Origin of the sequence: Paenalcaligenes hominis, assembly GCF_011927625.1 — a bacterium.
Classification (GTDB): Bacteria; Pseudomonadota; Gammaproteobacteria; order Burkholderiales; family Burkholderiaceae_B; genus Paenalcaligenes; species Paenalcaligenes hominis.
Map to the genome: position 1 here is coordinate 522,362 of NZ_JAATIZ010000001.1, position 15,737 is coordinate 538,098.

Below are 15,737 nucleotides of genomic sequence, written 5' to 3' on the forward strand. Positions count from 1 at the left end.
TCTATGTTTTATGAGTTTTGGGTAGGCGCGCGTTACGCAGGTTTAGCGCGAAGTGGTCGGGGGGCTAAGCGTAAAGATCGCTTTGTGTCATTTATAGCGGCCAGTTCCATGACCGGGATTGCCCTAGGGGTAGCAGCATTAATTATTGTGCTTTCGGTGATGAACGGGTTTCAGACCCAAGTTCGTGACCGCATGCTGTCGGTGTTACCACATATTGAATTATATGTGCGTAGCCAATCCCATCAAGAAGTATTATCGCATTGGCAGGCTCTAGCGAACAGTGCTGAGGAAAACAAACAAGTGGCTGGGGCGGCTCCTTTTGTGGCGGCACAGGCTATGTTGGTGCGCGGTGAAAAAATTAATGGGGTTCAAATCCGCGGCATTGATCCGGCTTTAGAACACCAAGTGTCAGAGCTCGCTGATCAGATGGTAGTAAACCAGTTAGACAGTCTTGAAGAAGGGCAGTTCGGCTTGATTTTAGGTCTGCAGTTAGCGCAAACGCTTGGGGTGCGCGAGGGCGACACGTTAATGCTTATGGCCCCCCAAGGCAGCATTTCGCCAGCTGGTTTTGCGCCGCGTATGCGTCAGTTTACCGTAGTCGGGTTGTACTCATCCGGCCATTATGAATATGACTCGACCTTGGCCTTTGTCCATTACGAGGATGCGGCACGTGTTTTCAGAGACAGCGGTAACAGTGGCGTGCGCTTGCGTATCCACGATATGCAGAAAGCCCCTCAAGTGGCCGAGCAACTGCGTATGGCTTTACCCCTTAGTGTGTATGTCAGCGATTGGACCCAAAATAACAAAACCTGGTTTGCGGCTGTTCAAACTGAAAAACGCATGATGTTTTTAATCCTAACCTTAATTGTGGCGGTGGCAGCGTTTAATCTGTTGTCTTCTTTAGTCATGGCGGTCAAAGATAAACGCAGTGACATTGCAATTTTGCGCACCATTGGGGCTACCCCCTCAAGCATTGGGCTGATCTTTTTAGTCCAAGGGGCATTAATCGGGGTGTTGGGCACACTAATTGGTGTTAGCTTAGGGGCGCTGGTGGCTTACAACATTGATGTCATCGTGCCATTTTTAGAAAACCTGACAGGTCAAGAGTTCTTGCCTCAACAAATCTACTTTATTAGTCAAATGCCGTCTAACCCCTCTGTGATGGATATGGTGATTATTGGTGTCACCTCATTGGTGTTGTCGTTATTAGCAACGCTGTACCCCAGCTGGCGTGCCTCTAAACTTCAACCTGCACAGGTATTACGCCATGATTAAAAAAGAGTTAGTCATTCAAGCTGACCACATCCAACGCAGCTATATAGATGGTGGCAACACGGTCGATGTGTTGCGTGATGTCAATTTGCATGTGCACGCCGGCGAAATGGTAGCTATTGTGGGCGCTTCGGGTTCGGGGAAAAGCACACTGCTGCATGTGTTAGGCTTATTAGATCAAGCCAGCGCGGGCACCTTAAAGGTGGCTGGGCAAAATGCGGACCGCCTCAATGAGAAAAACCGTAGTCAAATACGTAATCGTCATTTAGGTTTTGTGTATCAGTTTCATCATTTACTGCCAGAATTTACGGCGCTAGATAATGTGGCGATGCCATTGATTGTGCGGCGAGTACCGCGAGCCGAGGCCAGAGAGCACGCCTTACAACTCATCGAGCAGGTCGGCCTAGCCCAGCGGGCGTTGCATTATCCCGGGCAGCTTTCAGGGGGCGAACGCCAGCGCATTGCTTTAGCGCGTGCGCTCGTTACTCGGCCCGACTGCGTATTGGCCGATGAGCCCACAGGAAACTTGGATCGCGAAACGGCACAATCTATGTTTGAGTTATTGCAATCCATGAATCAAGAGCTAGGCATTGCGTTTGTGATTGTGACGCATGACCCAGCGTTGGCCGCATTGGCTCATAGACAATTAAATATGGAACAAGGAGTCTTGCACGGATGTTAATCGATACGCACTGCCATTTAGATGCTGAGATCTTTCTTGAGAGCACCGCAGAGCTGGTGGCTCAAGCTCGCGCAAATGGCGTGCGGCATATTGTGATTCCCGCCGTGACGCATGCTAATTTTTCGCTTGTGCAGCACATGGCAACTCAGCACGTCGAACTGGTGTATGCCTTAGGCATCCACCCGCTTTATGTGCCCGAGGCAACCGAAGCCGATTTAGTCGAGTTAGAACAGCGCCTGGAACAGGCTATGCCTGATCCGCGTTTGGTGGCCATAGGCGAAATTGGGCTGGACTTTTTTGTGCCCGAGTTAACAACGCCCGAGATGGTTGAAAAGCAAACCTACTTTTACGAGACTCAACTTAAACTGGCTCGTCGGTTCGATTTACCCGTCTTACTGCATGTACGTCGTTCACAAGACCACATTTTAAAATACTTGCGTCGTTACCCCACTGTTTCGGGTATTGCCCATGCGTTCAATGGCAGCCATCAACAAGCCCAACAATTTATTGATTTGGGTTTTGCTTTGGGGTTTGGCGGTGCGATGACTTTTACTCGTGCCAAGCAAATTCGACGCCTTGCCACAGAGCTAGACTTGACGCATCTAGTGCTTGAAACCGATGCGCCAGACATAGGCCCAGCATGGCTAGATGCAAAGCGCCATCCTGACCAATACAATCGGCCTTCTGAACTCGGTGCTATCGCCCAAGTCTTAGCTGATCTACGTCAGCAGCCCGTATCGGTCATCCACGCCCAGACTACCGCCACAGCTTTACGGGTATTACCGCGCTTAGCCCACTGGCATCAACAGTGCCAGACGCACTCCTAATCGGTCAGTGCCGCGTCCATCTAGGCACAACGGCTATTTAAGGTCACCTGTGTTGAACACGTACGGGTTATACCGCTAGGTCTTTTTTCGCCCAGAGCCGCCTTGTAAGGCGGCTTTTTTATTACTCTTTTCTTTTAAGGAGAGGAGTATGGTGCGTTGGGTAGCGGCAGTAATGGTGGCGGTGACCGTGTGGGTACAGCAATGGGCTGAGCTTTGGAGTCTACGTATCTTGGCCATTGTCGGCACGGCAGGCTTATTCAGCCTTGGGTTGGCATGGTGTTACCGTAGCCAGCAGTGGGTGTTCCAGTTAAGTCTTCTGCTCAGTGCCGCTTTGCTGGCTTTGACGAACAGTCACTATCAAGCCCAACAGCGCCTAGCACAGCAATTACCTGCAGCCGAAGAAAACCAACCTTTTAAATTAGTGGTGCAAATTGAAGGCCTAGCACGGCTTAGCCCGAATAGCCGCTATGTGACAGCCACGGTGTTGCAGTCACATCCTGCCGGAGCCCCCAAGCAAATTGCCTTGGTTTGGGCACGCGGTACGTGGCGTGGGCCATATGTGCCCCCTCAGCCACAGCACTTTCCCGAGCTCATCCCCGGTCAACATTGGGCCGTCACAGCGTATTTAAAAACCCCACATGGGGCACGTAACCCAGCTGGTTTTGATTACGAGGGCTATGTGTTTGCTCAAGGCATTCGCGCTATTGCTCAAGTACGGGGTGAGCCACAACGTTTAGCGAGTGAAGCCACGGAATGGAGCCTAGCTTTGTGGGCACAACGTGCGCGTTATGGCCTGCGCCAAGCCATGTTGCCTTATCTAGAGTCATTACGTTGGGGGGGTGTGGTGTTAGCCTTATCTATCGGGGATCAGGCGAGCATCCATGCCCATGATTGGCGTGTGTTCAACCGTACTGGACTCACTCATTTGGTATCCATCAGCGGCAGCCATGTCACGCTCTTAGCGAGTGTGTGCGCTTGGGTTTTTGCTTGGGGTTGGCGACGCTTAGCCATTGGTCGGTTCTCAGCGGCGCAACATTATCCTGCTCCTATTGCGGCGGCGTGGTTAGCGTGGATCATAGCGGGGCTTTACAGTTTAATCGCCGGGTGGGAGGTCCCTGCTCGACGCACCTTTTTTATGTTTAGTGTGGTGGTAGTAAGCCTAAGCTTGCGTTTGCCCTTGTCTATTACGGTTATTGTCGCTTGGGCTGTGATAGGGATTGTTTTGTTTGATCCGTGGTCCGTGCTGGCCAGTGGGTTTTGGTTATCTTTCGGTGCGGTGTTGTTGTTGGTGGCCTGCGCGGGCTGGACTGGCACGGCTCTTACTGTGTCGAGTCAGTCACGTTGGCGGCAGTGGTGGGCTCAATGTTGGTTAGCCACGCAGTGGCAGTTCGTCATTAGTTTGGCATTATTGCCCCCGTTAGCGTTTTTATTTTTTGAAATGTCTTTGGTTTCCCCGCTGTCGAACGCCTATGGCATACCCATGATTGGGTTAGTTATTACCCCCTTGTCCCTTTTATTTGCATTGTGTTGTGCTCTGCAGTGGGACAGCGCGGCGCAAGGGGTATTACAACTGACTCATTTTTGCCTAGAGTTAACAATGGTCCCTACGCAATGGCTGGCCCAATTGGACTTAGCCAGCTTACCTGCCAGTCGGGCTCCCGCATGGGTGGTCGCCTTGGCAATGGTAGGGGTAGGCGTGGCGTTGTGGCCCAAAGCGTGGCGCTGGTCTGTAATCGGGTGGGGGCTGTTGTTACCGGCCTTATTTTGGCGTGCTCCCCCGTTAGCACACGGGGAGTGGCGTCTACATGTGCTAGATGTAGGCCAAGGCAGTGCGGTAGTAATAGAAACCGCCCGCCATGTGTTTTTATATGACACCGGTATCCGCCGCGCTTGGGACAGTGACGAAGGCGAGCGCACGGTAGTACCGTATTTGCATAGCTTAGGTAAACAGCGCCTAGACGCCTTAATTTTATCGCATGCGGACTTAGATCATGTGGGGGGAAGCTTAAGTGTCATAGAGCGCTTGGCTATTCAGCAAATATATAGCTCGTTTGATGTGCGCGCCCATCTCCACCGTGAGCGCCGTCTTTTACACAAAGATCCATTACCTCTAATCGATACGCTACCCACCCAGCCCTGTCAGCGCGGCAAGGCGTGGCAGGTGGATGGCGTTGAGCTGGCATTTATCTGGCCAGACCGAGTGCATTACGAAAAAGCCGAGGCGACCGATAAAAATGCTCACAGCTGTGTGCTAGCGGTACACGGAACGCACCAGCGCGCGCTCCTTACAGGTGATGTCGGCGTGGCTCAAGAAAAACAGTTGCTTGAGGCTGGTTTAGCTCCCTACGACGTGGTGATCGTGGGGCATCATGGCTCGAGAACTTCGTCTAGCGCCTTATGGGTGGAAGCGCTTCAGGCCAGTGTTGCTGTGGCACAAGTAGGTTGGTGGAATCGTTTTAATCACCCCCATCCCGAAGTAGAACAACGTTGGCTTCAGGCCGGTACCGATTTTTATCGTACCGATCGTGACGGGGCCGTCATCGTGACCTCCCATCACAACGCATTACGTCTGCACTCTCAACGCAGCCGGTATGCAAGGTATTGGCAAAACCCGTTTTCTCGTAGGCAAACCAAGGGTAATTACTAGCACAGCCTGAGTTGCATAATTCTGATGGCGCGCTAAAGTGAACTAAAGCCCACAAGGCTCAGTAACAACATAACAAACCCAGTAGTTGAAATGTCCAAAAGATTTTTCAAGAGGTATTCATGAGACAAACACCGCTACACCTACGTGTGCCCGAGCCGCCTGCCCGACCGGGTGCGCCCAGCGATTTTTCCTATTTGCATTTGCAGCCTGCCGGTGCCGCCGCACGCCCCGATCCTTTAGCTGAACCCAACACAATGCTGGCCTTGTCACAGGGGCTAATACGTGTGCTCGACGACGACGGTCAAGCCATAGGCCCTTGGGCACCTACGATTGACACAAGTCAACTTATTCACGGCTTAAAAACCATGATGCTGATTCGGGCATTTGATGCACGCATGTTTCATGCCCAACGGCAAAAAAAGTTGACGTTTTATATTCAGTCTTACGGCGAAGAGGCCATCAGTACCGCCCAAACCATGATGCTACAGAATGGCGACATGCAATTTCCTTCGTATCGTCAGCTAGGTATTTTGTTGGCTCAAGGCATGCCTATTTCCGACTTAATGTGTCAGTTGTATTCGAATAGCTGCGATCCGCTGAAAGGGCGTCAATTGCCAGCGTTGTACTCCTATAAAGACTACGGCTTCTATTCTATCTCTGGCAACTTAGCCACTCGTTTTTTGATTGGGGTGGGGTGGGCGATGGCCTCTGCCATTAAAGGCGACACTAAAATTGCTAGCTCTTGGATTGGTGATGGGGCCACAGCCGAAGGCGATTTTCAAACGGCGTTAACCTTTGCTCAGGTTTACAATGCCCCCGTTATTTTAAATGTAGTAAATAATCAGTGGGCGATTTCTACCTTTCAGGCCATTGCAGGTGGGGCTGGTAATACCTTTGCTGCGCGTGGCGCAGGGACGGGCATTGCCTCTTTGCGTGTTGACGGCAACGACTTTTTGGCGTGCTTGGCTGCCTCGCAGTGGGCTGCCCAGCGCGCACGCCAAAACGGGGGGCCTACGCTGATTGAATGGGTTACTTATCGAGCCGGGCCGCATTCCAGTTCCGATGACCCCAGTAAATACCGCCCTGCAGACGAATGGCAGCATTTTCCATTAGGTTGTCCTATTGCGCGATTAAAGCAACACCTTATTGGTTTAGGTATTTGGTCTGAAGACCAACATAGCGCTTATCAATCTGAGGTCGAGCAACAGGTGCTCGAAGCCCAGAAAAAAGCGGAATCCATTGGTGGCACCATGCAAGAAGCCCACCGTAGTCACGCAAACCATATGTTTGATGATGTGTATTTTGAAAAGCCTTGGCACCTACAACAACAAGAACAGCAATTTAAGGAGGGGCTATGAATACACAATCACTCAGCATGCTGCAAGCGGTGCGCGATGCCCTAGATGTGATGCTAGAGCGCGATAACAACATGGTCATTTATGGCCAAGACGTAGGCTATTTTGGGGGCGTGTTCCGTGCTACTGAGGGCTTGCAGGCTAAATATGGCGCGCAGCGTGTGTTTGACGCGCCTATTTCGGAAAGCGGTATCGTGGGTACAGCCATTGGTATGGCAGCGTATGGCTTAAAACCCGTAGTAGAAATTCAGTTTGGGGATTATTTTTATCCCGCAATGGACCAAATCGTCTCCGAATTATCACGCATTCGTTACCGTTCGGTGAACGATTTTGTGGCGCCTGTGACCATTCGCATGCCTGTGGGTGGAGGCATTTATGGTGGCCAAACGCATAGCCAAAGCCCCGAGGCCATCTTTACTCATATTGCTGGTTTACGCACGGTCATGCCCTCTAATCCCATTGATACCAAAGGGCTGCTGATTGCTGCTATTGAAAGCCCCGATCCCGTTATTTTTCTAGAGCCCAAACGTCTTTATAACGGTCCTTTTGATGGCTATTACGATCGTGCCTTGCAGTCTTGGCGCGATCACGAGCTGGCTCAGGTGCCAGTAGGCTACTACCGTACTCCGCTAGATAAAGCCGCTATTGCACGGGCGGGGGCCGATGTCACCGTGTTGGCATATGGCACCATGGTGCATGTGGCGTTGGCAGCAGCTACTGACTCGGGGGTAGATGCAGAGGTCATCGATTTACGCACGATTTGGCCGGTTGATATGGAAGCCATTGCCCAGTCTGTGCATAAAACAGGCCGTTGCGTGATTTTGCACGAAGCCACCCGCACCTCCGGTTTTGGTGCCGAGCTTTCTGCATTGGTTCAAGAGCACTGCTTTTTTGATCTAGAGGCGCCCATCGAGCGCGTTACAGGGTGGGACACCCCCTATCCCCATGCCCACGAGTGGGATTATTTCCCTGGCCCACAGCGCGTCATTGCTGCGTATCAACGAGTTATGAAGGAGTTATAAGCCATGTCACATTACACAATAAAAATCCCCGATATTGGCGAAGGTATTACCGAGGTTGAAATCGTAGAGTGGTTTGTCCAAGTTAACGAGCCCGTAGCAGAAGATCAAAAAGTGGCCAGTGTGATGACGGATAAGGTGTCGGTGGATATCACGTCTCCGGTGGCGGGCACGGTGGCTGCCCTAGGAGGGGCAGCCGGCGAAGTATTAGCCGTCGGCGCAAATCTGGTAGATATAGCCTTGGCTGATGCCAATGTGGCTCCGGTGGACGAGCCTCAGCCCACGTCAGCAGCCGTCGAGCCCGTCTCTATTGCCACCGTAGCTCAGGAGCAAAACAGTCACTCGATCCCTTCATTAACCCCCGAGGTGAATGCGATCGAGGCACCGCCTGCGCCCTCTACGCTGTCTCATGCCACCACACCGCACGAGCGTTTGTTGCACAAAGTGCAAGCCTCGCCAGCGGTGCGCAAGCGAGCAGCCAGCTTGACTATTGATTTGTCACAGTTGGCGCTGCAGCTGCAAAAAAATCACTTAACCCATGCTGATTTAGATCAGCATTTGGCGGGTTCGGATACTTCACGTGCGCGGACTCGTTCGGCTGCAACGGATGCAATTCATACGGTGCCAGTGCGTGGTTTACGGCGTCAAATAGCAAAAAAAATGCTGGAGTCATCACAAAGCATTCCTCATTTTAGTTATGTAGAAGCCATTGATGTGACCGAGCTCGAGGTATGGCGTCAGCAATTAAATCACCACTGGGCAGAACAACGGGGGCGCCTGACTTTGCTGCCTTTTCTGGTGCGGGCTATGTGTTTAGCGGTACAAAAGCACCCTGAGGTGAACGCGCGCTATGATGCCGAGCAACAGGTGTTGCACCAATATGATGCAGTGCATATTGCCATTGCGACTCAAACCGATGAAGGCTTAATGGTACCCGTCTTAGAAAATGCTCAGCAGTTAAGCCTCTGGGACATTGCAGCACAAATCCAAGATTTAGCCCAAAAAGCCCGATCGGGTGGGGGCGATCTTAAAGCCAAGTCCACGATTACGCTAAGCAGCTTGGGGGCTTTGGGTGGCGTGGTGGCTACCCCAATTATTAATGCGCCCGAGGTGGCTATCGTAGGGGTCAACAAGCAAATTCGCATGCCCGTGGTTATCGATGAACAAATTCAAATTCGTACGATGATGAATTTATCTTCGTCGTTTGACCATCGTTTTGTCGATGGCATGCATGCGGCTGAGTTTATTCAAACTGTGCGTGCCTTCCTAGAAAAGCCTCAGGTTTATCTGGTCGATTAGTCGAGCTGAATGCGGTATAACGGGGCTAAGGCCCCGTTTTTCCATAAAGGACTTATGTATGTCAGTGCCAGCCTCAACAGACCACCGTGTTGCCTGCGTTAGCCCCGCTGGGGTGCATCAGATGGCTTACAAGGCGTGGGGAGACCCCCAAAACCCAAAGGTTTTACTTTGTCTACATGGGCTGTTGCGCACTGGGCGCGATTTTGATGCTTTAGCGCAAACACTGAGCCCGCATTACCGAGTGATTTGCCCCGATTTCGTAGGCAGGGGCAAATCAGACTGGCTAGCCGACCCAAGCTATTACACCATTCCTCAATACGTGGCAGACACCTTAACTCTGCTGCAACACCTACAACCGGAACGCGTGGATTGGGTGGGTACGTCAATGGGTGGGTTAATTACGCTCAGTGTGGCTAGCATGTTGTCAGCGTCTTCATTTACTACGGTGCCAACGTGGCAGTTTGGTAAAATTGTTTTAAATGACGTGGGGCCTGTGCTGGATCCGGCTGGCTTAGCGCGCATCGCTCAGTATATTAGTGATCAACCTCGGTTCGACTCGTGGCATCAGGCCGTCATCGGCGCACAAAAACGTTGGGCTAGCTTTGGTCCCCACAGCTACACACAATGGGAGCATCTAGCTCGGTATGTTTTTATGCAGCAAGGTTCCCACTGGGTTAACGCTTACGATCACGGCATTGCCGAGGCCTTTCGGCAACAGCTCGAGCTGGATCAGGCTCAAAATGGGCAGCTAACCCAGTTGGCCCAACAAACCTTGTGGCATGCTTTCGAGCACTTGCCAAACGATTGCTTAATTGTACGGGGGGAGTTTTCTGATTTATTATCACCTGATACGGCACATGAAATGCTGACACGGCAGCCCAAAGCAGGCTTCTATCAAGTCGCCGGGGTAGGACATGCGCCGACTTTGATGCAAGCGGATCAGCTGCATGTGCTCTCACAGTTTTTACTGAAGGATTAACATGATCGTAGACCTCCATTGTCATTCAACGGTTTCCGATGGCGTTCTTGCGCCCGACCAAGTGGCCTACCGTGCTCACCAAAACGGAGTCGAGCTTTGGGCTTTAACCGATCATGACGAGGTGAGTGGTTTGGCTTTGGCAGAGCAAACGGCCCTGAATCTCGGCATGACATTTGTGCCGGGCGTCGAGGTTTCAGTCACTTTTTTAGGTAAAACCGTGCACATCGTCGGGCTAGGTATTGATTATCGCTCACAAAGCCTGATTGACTCACTGCGCTACGTGCGCGCTGGGCGGTGGCAACGTGCGCAACGTATTGGCGATGCTTTAGCTGCTATGGGGGTCGACAATGCGCTCGAGGGCGCGGTGCCGTATGCAACCAACCCCGAGCTGGTGTCACGCACGCATTTTGCCCGTTTTTTGGTTGATCACGGTTATTGCAAGACCATCCAAGAGGTATTCACTAAGTATTTAGGTGATCACGCCCCTGCGTTTGTGCCTATGCAATGGGCGACCCTCTCCGAGGCGGTGCAATGGATTCAACTAGCAGGTGGCATTGCGATTATTGCGCACCCAGGACGCTATGAATTTGATGCCTTGCAGTTCGACCACTTGTTTACTTCATTTAAAGACTGCGGTGGGGTAGGGATCGAGGTCGTTACAGGCAGCCACGCACCCCATCAGTACAATGAGTACGCTCGGGTCGCCAAGCGATTTGGCTTCGAGGCCTCAATGGGGTCTGATTTTCACGGCCCCTCTGAAGGGCGTTTAGATTTAGGTTGCTTACCTGACTTGCCATCTGGGTTAACCCCCGTTTGGAATCGTTGGTTAAGCTAACAGGCGCTATAGCCGCCATGTCGAGGTAATAAAATGAGTAAAGCCTTTGTCAAAGAAGACGATCAGCAAGATGACGATTTAGTGCCCGAGGCCGTGGCCTTACCCGCAGGAACAAAAAACTACATAACGGTCGAAGGCTACAAGACCTTGCGCGCAGAGTTAAAGCATTTGTTGAATACCGAGCGTCCCGAAGTCGTCCAGGTGGTGTCATGGGCTGCCTCGAATGGGGATCGCTCTGAAAATGGCGATTACATCTATGGTAAAAAACGCCTGCGCGAAATAGACAGACGTATTCGTTTTCTTACTAAGCGCCTTGAAATTGCCGAGGTGGTAGACCCTGCCTTGCAGCCCAACAAAGACCGTGTGTTTTTTGGGGCCACGATTGTGTATGCGGACCAAGACGGCAATGAGTTCACCGTGACCATCGTAGGGGTCGATGAAGCCGACCCACTGAATGGAAAAATCAGCTGGATTTCACCAGTGGCGCGTGCATTACTTAAAGCCCAAGAGGGCGATGTCGTCACATTACGTACGCCAGGTGGTGTCCAAGAGCTCGATATTCTAGAGGTTCATTACCCGACAGAGATCACAGAACGTAGTCATGACGACTAAAAACCAGCATCTAGGTGTGTGAAAACACCAAAATCGAATTAAGCACTGCGTAATAACCCCCATCCCATCGGATTGTGGTTAAAATAGCGTGCATTTACAACACTTTTGCATTGGCTCACATCGTGTCCTCAATACTCTATTTCTCTGGCTCTTCGGCCTTGCCCGCTTTTCAAAGCGAGCGTCTTCTCCAGCGTTTCCAATCTCTTGGTTTACCTATTCAACATATCGCCGCTTACTACGAATACTACGTATGGACAGCAGATGAAGGTCTTAGCGCAGAGCAGCAGCAACAGCTCGCCACCTTGCTAGATGATGGGTTGCCTACCTATGACCCCCAGTCGCTGACCAAAGACCAATTGGTATTGAGAGTGATTCCGCGTTTAGGCACGGTGTCGCCCTGGGCCAGCAAAGCCACTGATATCGCACGCAATTGTGGTTTACATGGCGTACGTCGTATCGAGCGTGGTGTACGCTATGTGGTCGATCCGACCCGTGGTTTATTAGGTAGTAAAACGATCAAAGCCGATCAGTTGCAACTCATTGCCGCGCAGTTACACGATCGCATGACGGAAAGTGTTGTAGACCAACACTTTGATGGGGCACCTTTGTTTCAAGATTTGCCTCCTAAAGCCATGCAGTCGGTGGACATTCTAGGCCAAGGTATCAAGGCCTTAGTTCAAGCCAATCAAACAATGGGTTTGGCTCTCTCAGAAGATGAGGTTGACTATTTATTCGAGGCATTTCAAAAGCTAGGGCGTAATCCGCACGATGTGGAGCTTTTGATGTTTGCCCAAGCCAATAGTGAGCATTGCCGACACAAAATCTTTAATGCTCAATGGGTAATTGATGGGGTTGAGCAAAGCAAAACCTTATTTGGCATGATCCGTGAAACCCATGCTGCTCAACCGAAAAAAACCATCGTAGCCTATGCCGACAACGCCGCCATCATGGAAGGCGGTCAGGCCAGCGTTTTTCATGCCTCATTACCCGACTCTGATGCCAAAGGGGCCTATCAGTCCTACCAAGGTCTGATCCACACCCTCATGAAAGTCGAAACGCATAACCATCCCACGGCCATTGCGCCGTACCCGGGTGCCGGTACAGGCTCAGGTGGCGAAATTCGTGACGAGGGCGCTACTGGTCGCGGTTCCAAACCTAAAGCAGGTTTAACGGGGTATACCGTTTCTAATTTACAGTTGCCTTCTTTACCCGAGGCTTGGGATAACGATTCCTTGGGTTTCCCAGATCGTATTGCAACGGCTCTCGATATTATGACCGTCGGCCCGTTGGGTGGCGCAGCGTTCAATAACGAATTTGGCCGGGCTAATTTGCTTGGTTACATGCGTAGCTTTGAGCAAACCATTGGCGGCCAACACTGGGGTTACCATAAACCCATCATGATTGCAGGTGGTTTGGGTTCCATTGACGATCGTCAAACCCATAAAGATCCTCTACCTGTCGGTGCTTTGTTAATTCAATTGGGCGGCCCAGGCATGCGGATTGGCATGGGGGGCGGAGCCGCATCCAGTATGACTTCGGGCGTTAACTTAGCCGAGCTGGATTTTGATTCCGTACAACGTGGCAATCCAGAAATGCAACGCCGCGCTCAAGAGGTCATCGATCGCTGTTGGCAGCAAGGCGAAAACAATCCAATTGTTGCCATTCATGATGTGGGTGCAGGTGGTTTGTCTAATGCATTCCCCGAGCTAGTGAATGACGCAGAACGTGGTGCGATTTTTGATCTGACCCATGTGCCCCTAGAGGAATCGGGTCTTTCACCCGCTGAGATTTGGTGTAATGAGTCTCAAGAGCGTTACGTATTGGCGATTAACCCCGCTGACTTAGATCGTTTTAAAGCCATTGCCGAGCGTGAGCGTTGTTTATGGGCCGTAGTAGGTGTAGCCACCGAAGAGCGTCAGTTACGTGTAACGTATGGCGAAGGTATCCCTGGATACGCCGAACCCAGCCCAGCAGCACAGACGCCCGCGCCGGTTGATATGCCGCTAGAGGTCATCTTAGGTAAAGCGCCACGCACAGTACGCGATGTGACACGTCTCGAGCCCATTACAGGCGAGTTAGATTTACCCGCTATCGAGCTAAGCGAAGCCGTTCAACGCGTGATGCGTCACCCCACCGTTTCTAACAAAAACTACCTCATCACTATTGGTGACCGTAGCGTAGGGGGCTTATGTAGTCGCGATCAGCTGGTGGGTCCGTGGCAAATTCCCGTATCCGATTGTGCCGTCACCTTAGCGGATTACGAGCAAGTACGCGGTGAGTCCATGGCCATGGGCGAGCGCAGCCCGATTGCTATTTTTGATGCACCTGCCTCAGGTCGTATGGCGGTCACTGAGGCCATGACTAACCTGTTGGCTAGTGATGTACGCAGTTTCGACGATGTTAAGCTTTCAGCAAACTGGATGGCTGCGTGTGGGGTAGCAGGGCAAGATGCTGCCTTGTTTGATACAGTCACGGCAGTAAGTCAGTGGTGTCAGGAATTAGGCTTGTCTATTCCTGTTGGAAAAGACTCGCTTTCCATGCGTACTGCTTGGGAAGAAGACGGCAAAGAGCTCGATGTGGTGGCACCGGTTTCCTTGGTCGTCACGGCGTTTGCTCAAGTTGCGGATGTGCGTAAAACCTTAACGCCGCAACTACGCACTGATGCAGACAGTGTGTTAATTTTTATTGATTTAGCCGAGGGGCAACAACGCATGGCTGGCTCGGTATTGTGTCATGCATTTAGTCAAGTCGGTACTGCTGCACCGGATTTCACCAACGCGCAGTTATTAAAATCGTTTGCTACAAGCATCCGCTCTTTAGCCGATCAAGGCCTTATTTGGGCCTATCACGATAAATCAGACGGCGGTCTATTTGCGACAGTGGCTGAAATGGCCTTTACGGGTCACACCGGTGTCTCAATGAATATTGATATGCTTACGATTGATCCGCATGCGGCCGACTGGGGCGATTTTAAAATTCGTGCCGAGCAAGTTGCCGTACAACGCGACGAGCTTACCCTTAAAGCCTTATTTAACGAAGAGGTGGGTGCTGTTATCCAAGTTCCGGCTGATCAACGCGACGCGGTATTGCAGCAGTTACGTGACGCTGGGTTATCCGCACACTCTCATGTCATCGGTAAACCCAATCATACCGACACCATCGAGGTGTTCCGCGATGCTGCGTGTATTTATCAGGTGGCTCGTGCAGACCTAGGTAAAACCTGGTCAGCCGTCAATCACCAAATGATGTTGCTGCGTGATAACCCTGTCAGTGCAGAGGCAGAACATGCCATCTGGGATGACGTAGACAATCCCGGTTTGCAGGCCAAGGTTAACTTTAATCCCCAAGACAACATTGCGGCGCCATTTATTCAAACTGGGGTGCGTCCCAAAATTGCGGTGTTACGCGAACAAGGCAGCAACAGTCAGCTTGAAATGGCTTGGGCCTTTACCCAAGCAGGCTTCGATGTCATTGATCTACCCATGACGGATCTTCTCAGCGGCCGTCGTCGTTTAGATGACTTGAAAGGAATTGTGGCAGCCGGTGGCTTTAGTTATGGTGATGTATTGGGTGCGGGCCAGGGGTGGGCACGTACGATTCGCTTTAACAATATGTTAAACGAGCAATTTGCTGAGTTTTTCCAACGCAACGATACCTTTGCATTAGGTGTGTGTAACGGCTGTCAAATGATGGCGGCCTTAGCGCCTATGATTCCCGGTGCAGAAAACTGGCCTTTGTTTACCGCAAACCAGTCCATGAAATACGAAGCCCGCTTGGCTTCGGTGGAAATTGCCGATTCGCCTTCGATTTTCCTTCAAGGTATGGCTGGCACCCGTTTGCCTATCGTGGTGTCGCACGGCGAGGGTTACACTAATTTTGAACGCCAAGGCAATGCAAGTGCAATTCATTCTGCCTTGCATTACACCGATAATCGCGGTCAACGCACCGAGCAATACCCCTATAACCCAAATGGTAGCGTAAATGGGATTGCAGGGGTTACTACAGCAGATGGACGCTTTACGATTATGATGCCGCACCCCGAGCGCGTGATTCGTAACGTGCAGCTGTCGTGGGCACCACAGCAATGGGGGCCTCATGATGCGGGTGGTGCTGACGCAACAAACGGTGGTTTAACACCGTGGATGCGTTTGTTCTATAACGCTCGTGTCTGGCTAGGTTAAAAAAATCAGCGTATAATCAGGTTTTGGAC

Annotated in this window: 11 protein-coding genes; all 11 read left to right on the forward strand. The window is 51.5% G+C overall.

Going from position 1 to position 15,737, the window contains the following annotated elements; genetic code table 11:
• The first annotated feature begins 3 nt into the window (after nt 1–3).
• The 11 genes from GGR41_RS02390 (at nt 4) to purL (ending at nt 15,708) form a co-directional block, all read left to right on the forward strand.
• A complete protein-coding gene (locus GGR41_RS02390; protein ID WP_077733341.1) occupies nt 4–1,275 on the forward strand; it encodes a lipoprotein-releasing ABC transporter permease subunit in 1,272 nt (423 codons plus the stop codon).
• A complete protein-coding gene (locus tag GGR41_RS02395) occupies nt 1,268–1,954 on the forward strand; it encodes an ABC transporter ATP-binding protein (RefSeq protein ID WP_167660471.1) in 687 nt (228 codons plus the stop codon). Before GGR41_RS02390 ends, GGR41_RS02395 begins: the two co-directional genes overlap by 8 nt.
• Entirely contained in the window at nt 1,948–2,781 is an 834-nt protein-coding gene (locus GGR41_RS02400) for a TatD family hydrolase (protein ID WP_167660472.1), read from the forward strand. The genes GGR41_RS02395 and GGR41_RS02400 overlap by 7 nt, the downstream gene beginning before the upstream one ends.
• A gap of 148 nt (nt 2,782–2,929) precedes the next feature.
• Nucleotides 2,930–5,428, forward strand: a complete 2,499-nt coding sequence (locus tag GGR41_RS02405; RefSeq protein WP_167660473.1) for a DNA internalization-related competence protein ComEC/Rec2 — start codon at nt 2,930–2,932, stop codon at nt 5,426–5,428.
• Between the two features lie 119 nt (nt 5,429–5,547).
• Complete coding sequence (locus GGR41_RS02410) at nt 5,548–6,786, forward strand: thiamine pyrophosphate-dependent enzyme (RefSeq protein ID WP_167660474.1); 1,239 nt, start codon at nt 5,548–5,550, stop codon at nt 6,784–6,786.
• Nucleotides 6,783–7,805, forward strand: a complete 1,023-nt coding sequence (locus GGR41_RS02415) for an alpha-ketoacid dehydrogenase subunit beta (RefSeq protein ID WP_167660475.1) — start codon at nt 6,783–6,785, stop codon at nt 7,803–7,805. Before GGR41_RS02410 ends, GGR41_RS02415 begins: the two co-directional genes overlap by 4 nt.
• A 3-nt stretch (nt 7,806–7,808) precedes the next feature.
• Nucleotides 7,809–9,101, forward strand: coding sequence for a dihydrolipoamide acetyltransferase family protein (locus GGR41_RS02420; protein WP_167660476.1), 1,293 nt, complete (start codon nt 7,809–7,811; stop codon nt 9,099–9,101).
• Nucleotides 9,102–9,159: 58 nt separating this feature from the next.
• Entirely contained in the window at nt 9,160–10,080 is a 921-nt protein-coding gene (locus GGR41_RS02425) for an alpha/beta fold hydrolase (protein ID WP_229711163.1), read from the forward strand.
• Nucleotide 10,081: 1 nt separating this feature from the next.
• Complete coding sequence (locus tag GGR41_RS02430) at nt 10,082–10,915, forward strand: PHP domain-containing protein (protein ID WP_167660477.1); 834 nt, start codon at nt 10,082–10,084, stop codon at nt 10,913–10,915.
• 33 nt (nt 10,916–10,948) lie between these two features.
• Nucleotides 10,949–11,527, forward strand: a complete 579-nt coding sequence (gene greB, locus GGR41_RS02435; protein ID WP_167660478.1) for a transcription elongation factor GreB — start codon at nt 10,949–10,951, stop codon at nt 11,525–11,527.
• Nucleotides 11,528–11,649: 122 nt separating this feature from the next.
• A complete protein-coding gene (gene purL, locus GGR41_RS02440; RefSeq protein WP_167660479.1) occupies nt 11,650–15,708 on the forward strand; it encodes a phosphoribosylformylglycinamidine synthase in 4,059 nt (1,352 codons plus the stop codon).
• Nucleotides 15,709–15,737 lie beyond the last annotated feature (29 nt).

Excerpts from the sequence above, each read along its gene's own strand:
- GGR41_RS02425 (WP_229711163.1), top strand. The coding sequence starts at position 9,160 with ATGTCAGTGCCAGCCTCAACAGACCACCGTGTTGCCTGCGTTAGCCCC.
- GGR41_RS02390 (WP_077733341.1), top strand. The coding sequence starts at position 4 with ATGTTTTATGAGTTTTGGGTAGGCGCGCGTTACGCAGGTTTAGCGCGA.
- GGR41_RS02415 (WP_167660475.1), top strand. The coding sequence starts at position 6,783 with ATGAATACACAATCACTCAGCATGCTGCAAGCGGTGCGCGATGCCCTA.
- GGR41_RS02405 (WP_167660473.1), top strand. The coding sequence starts at position 2,930 with ATGGTGCGTTGGGTAGCGGCAGTAATGGTGGCGGTGACCGTGTGGGTA.
- GGR41_RS02410 (WP_167660474.1), top strand. The coding sequence starts at position 5,548 with ATGAGACAAACACCGCTACACCTACGTGTGCCCGAGCCGCCTGCCCGA.
- GGR41_RS02395 (WP_167660471.1), top strand. The coding sequence starts at position 1,268 with ATGATTAAAAAAGAGTTAGTCATTCAAGCTGACCACATCCAACGCAGC.
- GGR41_RS02420 (WP_167660476.1), top strand. The coding sequence starts at position 7,809 with ATGTCACATTACACAATAAAAATCCCCGATATTGGCGAAGGTATTACC.
- greB (WP_167660478.1), top strand. The coding sequence starts at position 10,949 with ATGAGTAAAGCCTTTGTCAAAGAAGACGATCAGCAAGATGACGATTTA.
- GGR41_RS02430 (WP_167660477.1), top strand. The coding sequence starts at position 10,082 with ATGATCGTAGACCTCCATTGTCATTCAACGGTTTCCGATGGCGTTCTT.
- GGR41_RS02400 (WP_167660472.1), top strand. The coding sequence starts at position 1,948 with ATGTTAATCGATACGCACTGCCATTTAGATGCTGAGATCTTTCTTGAG.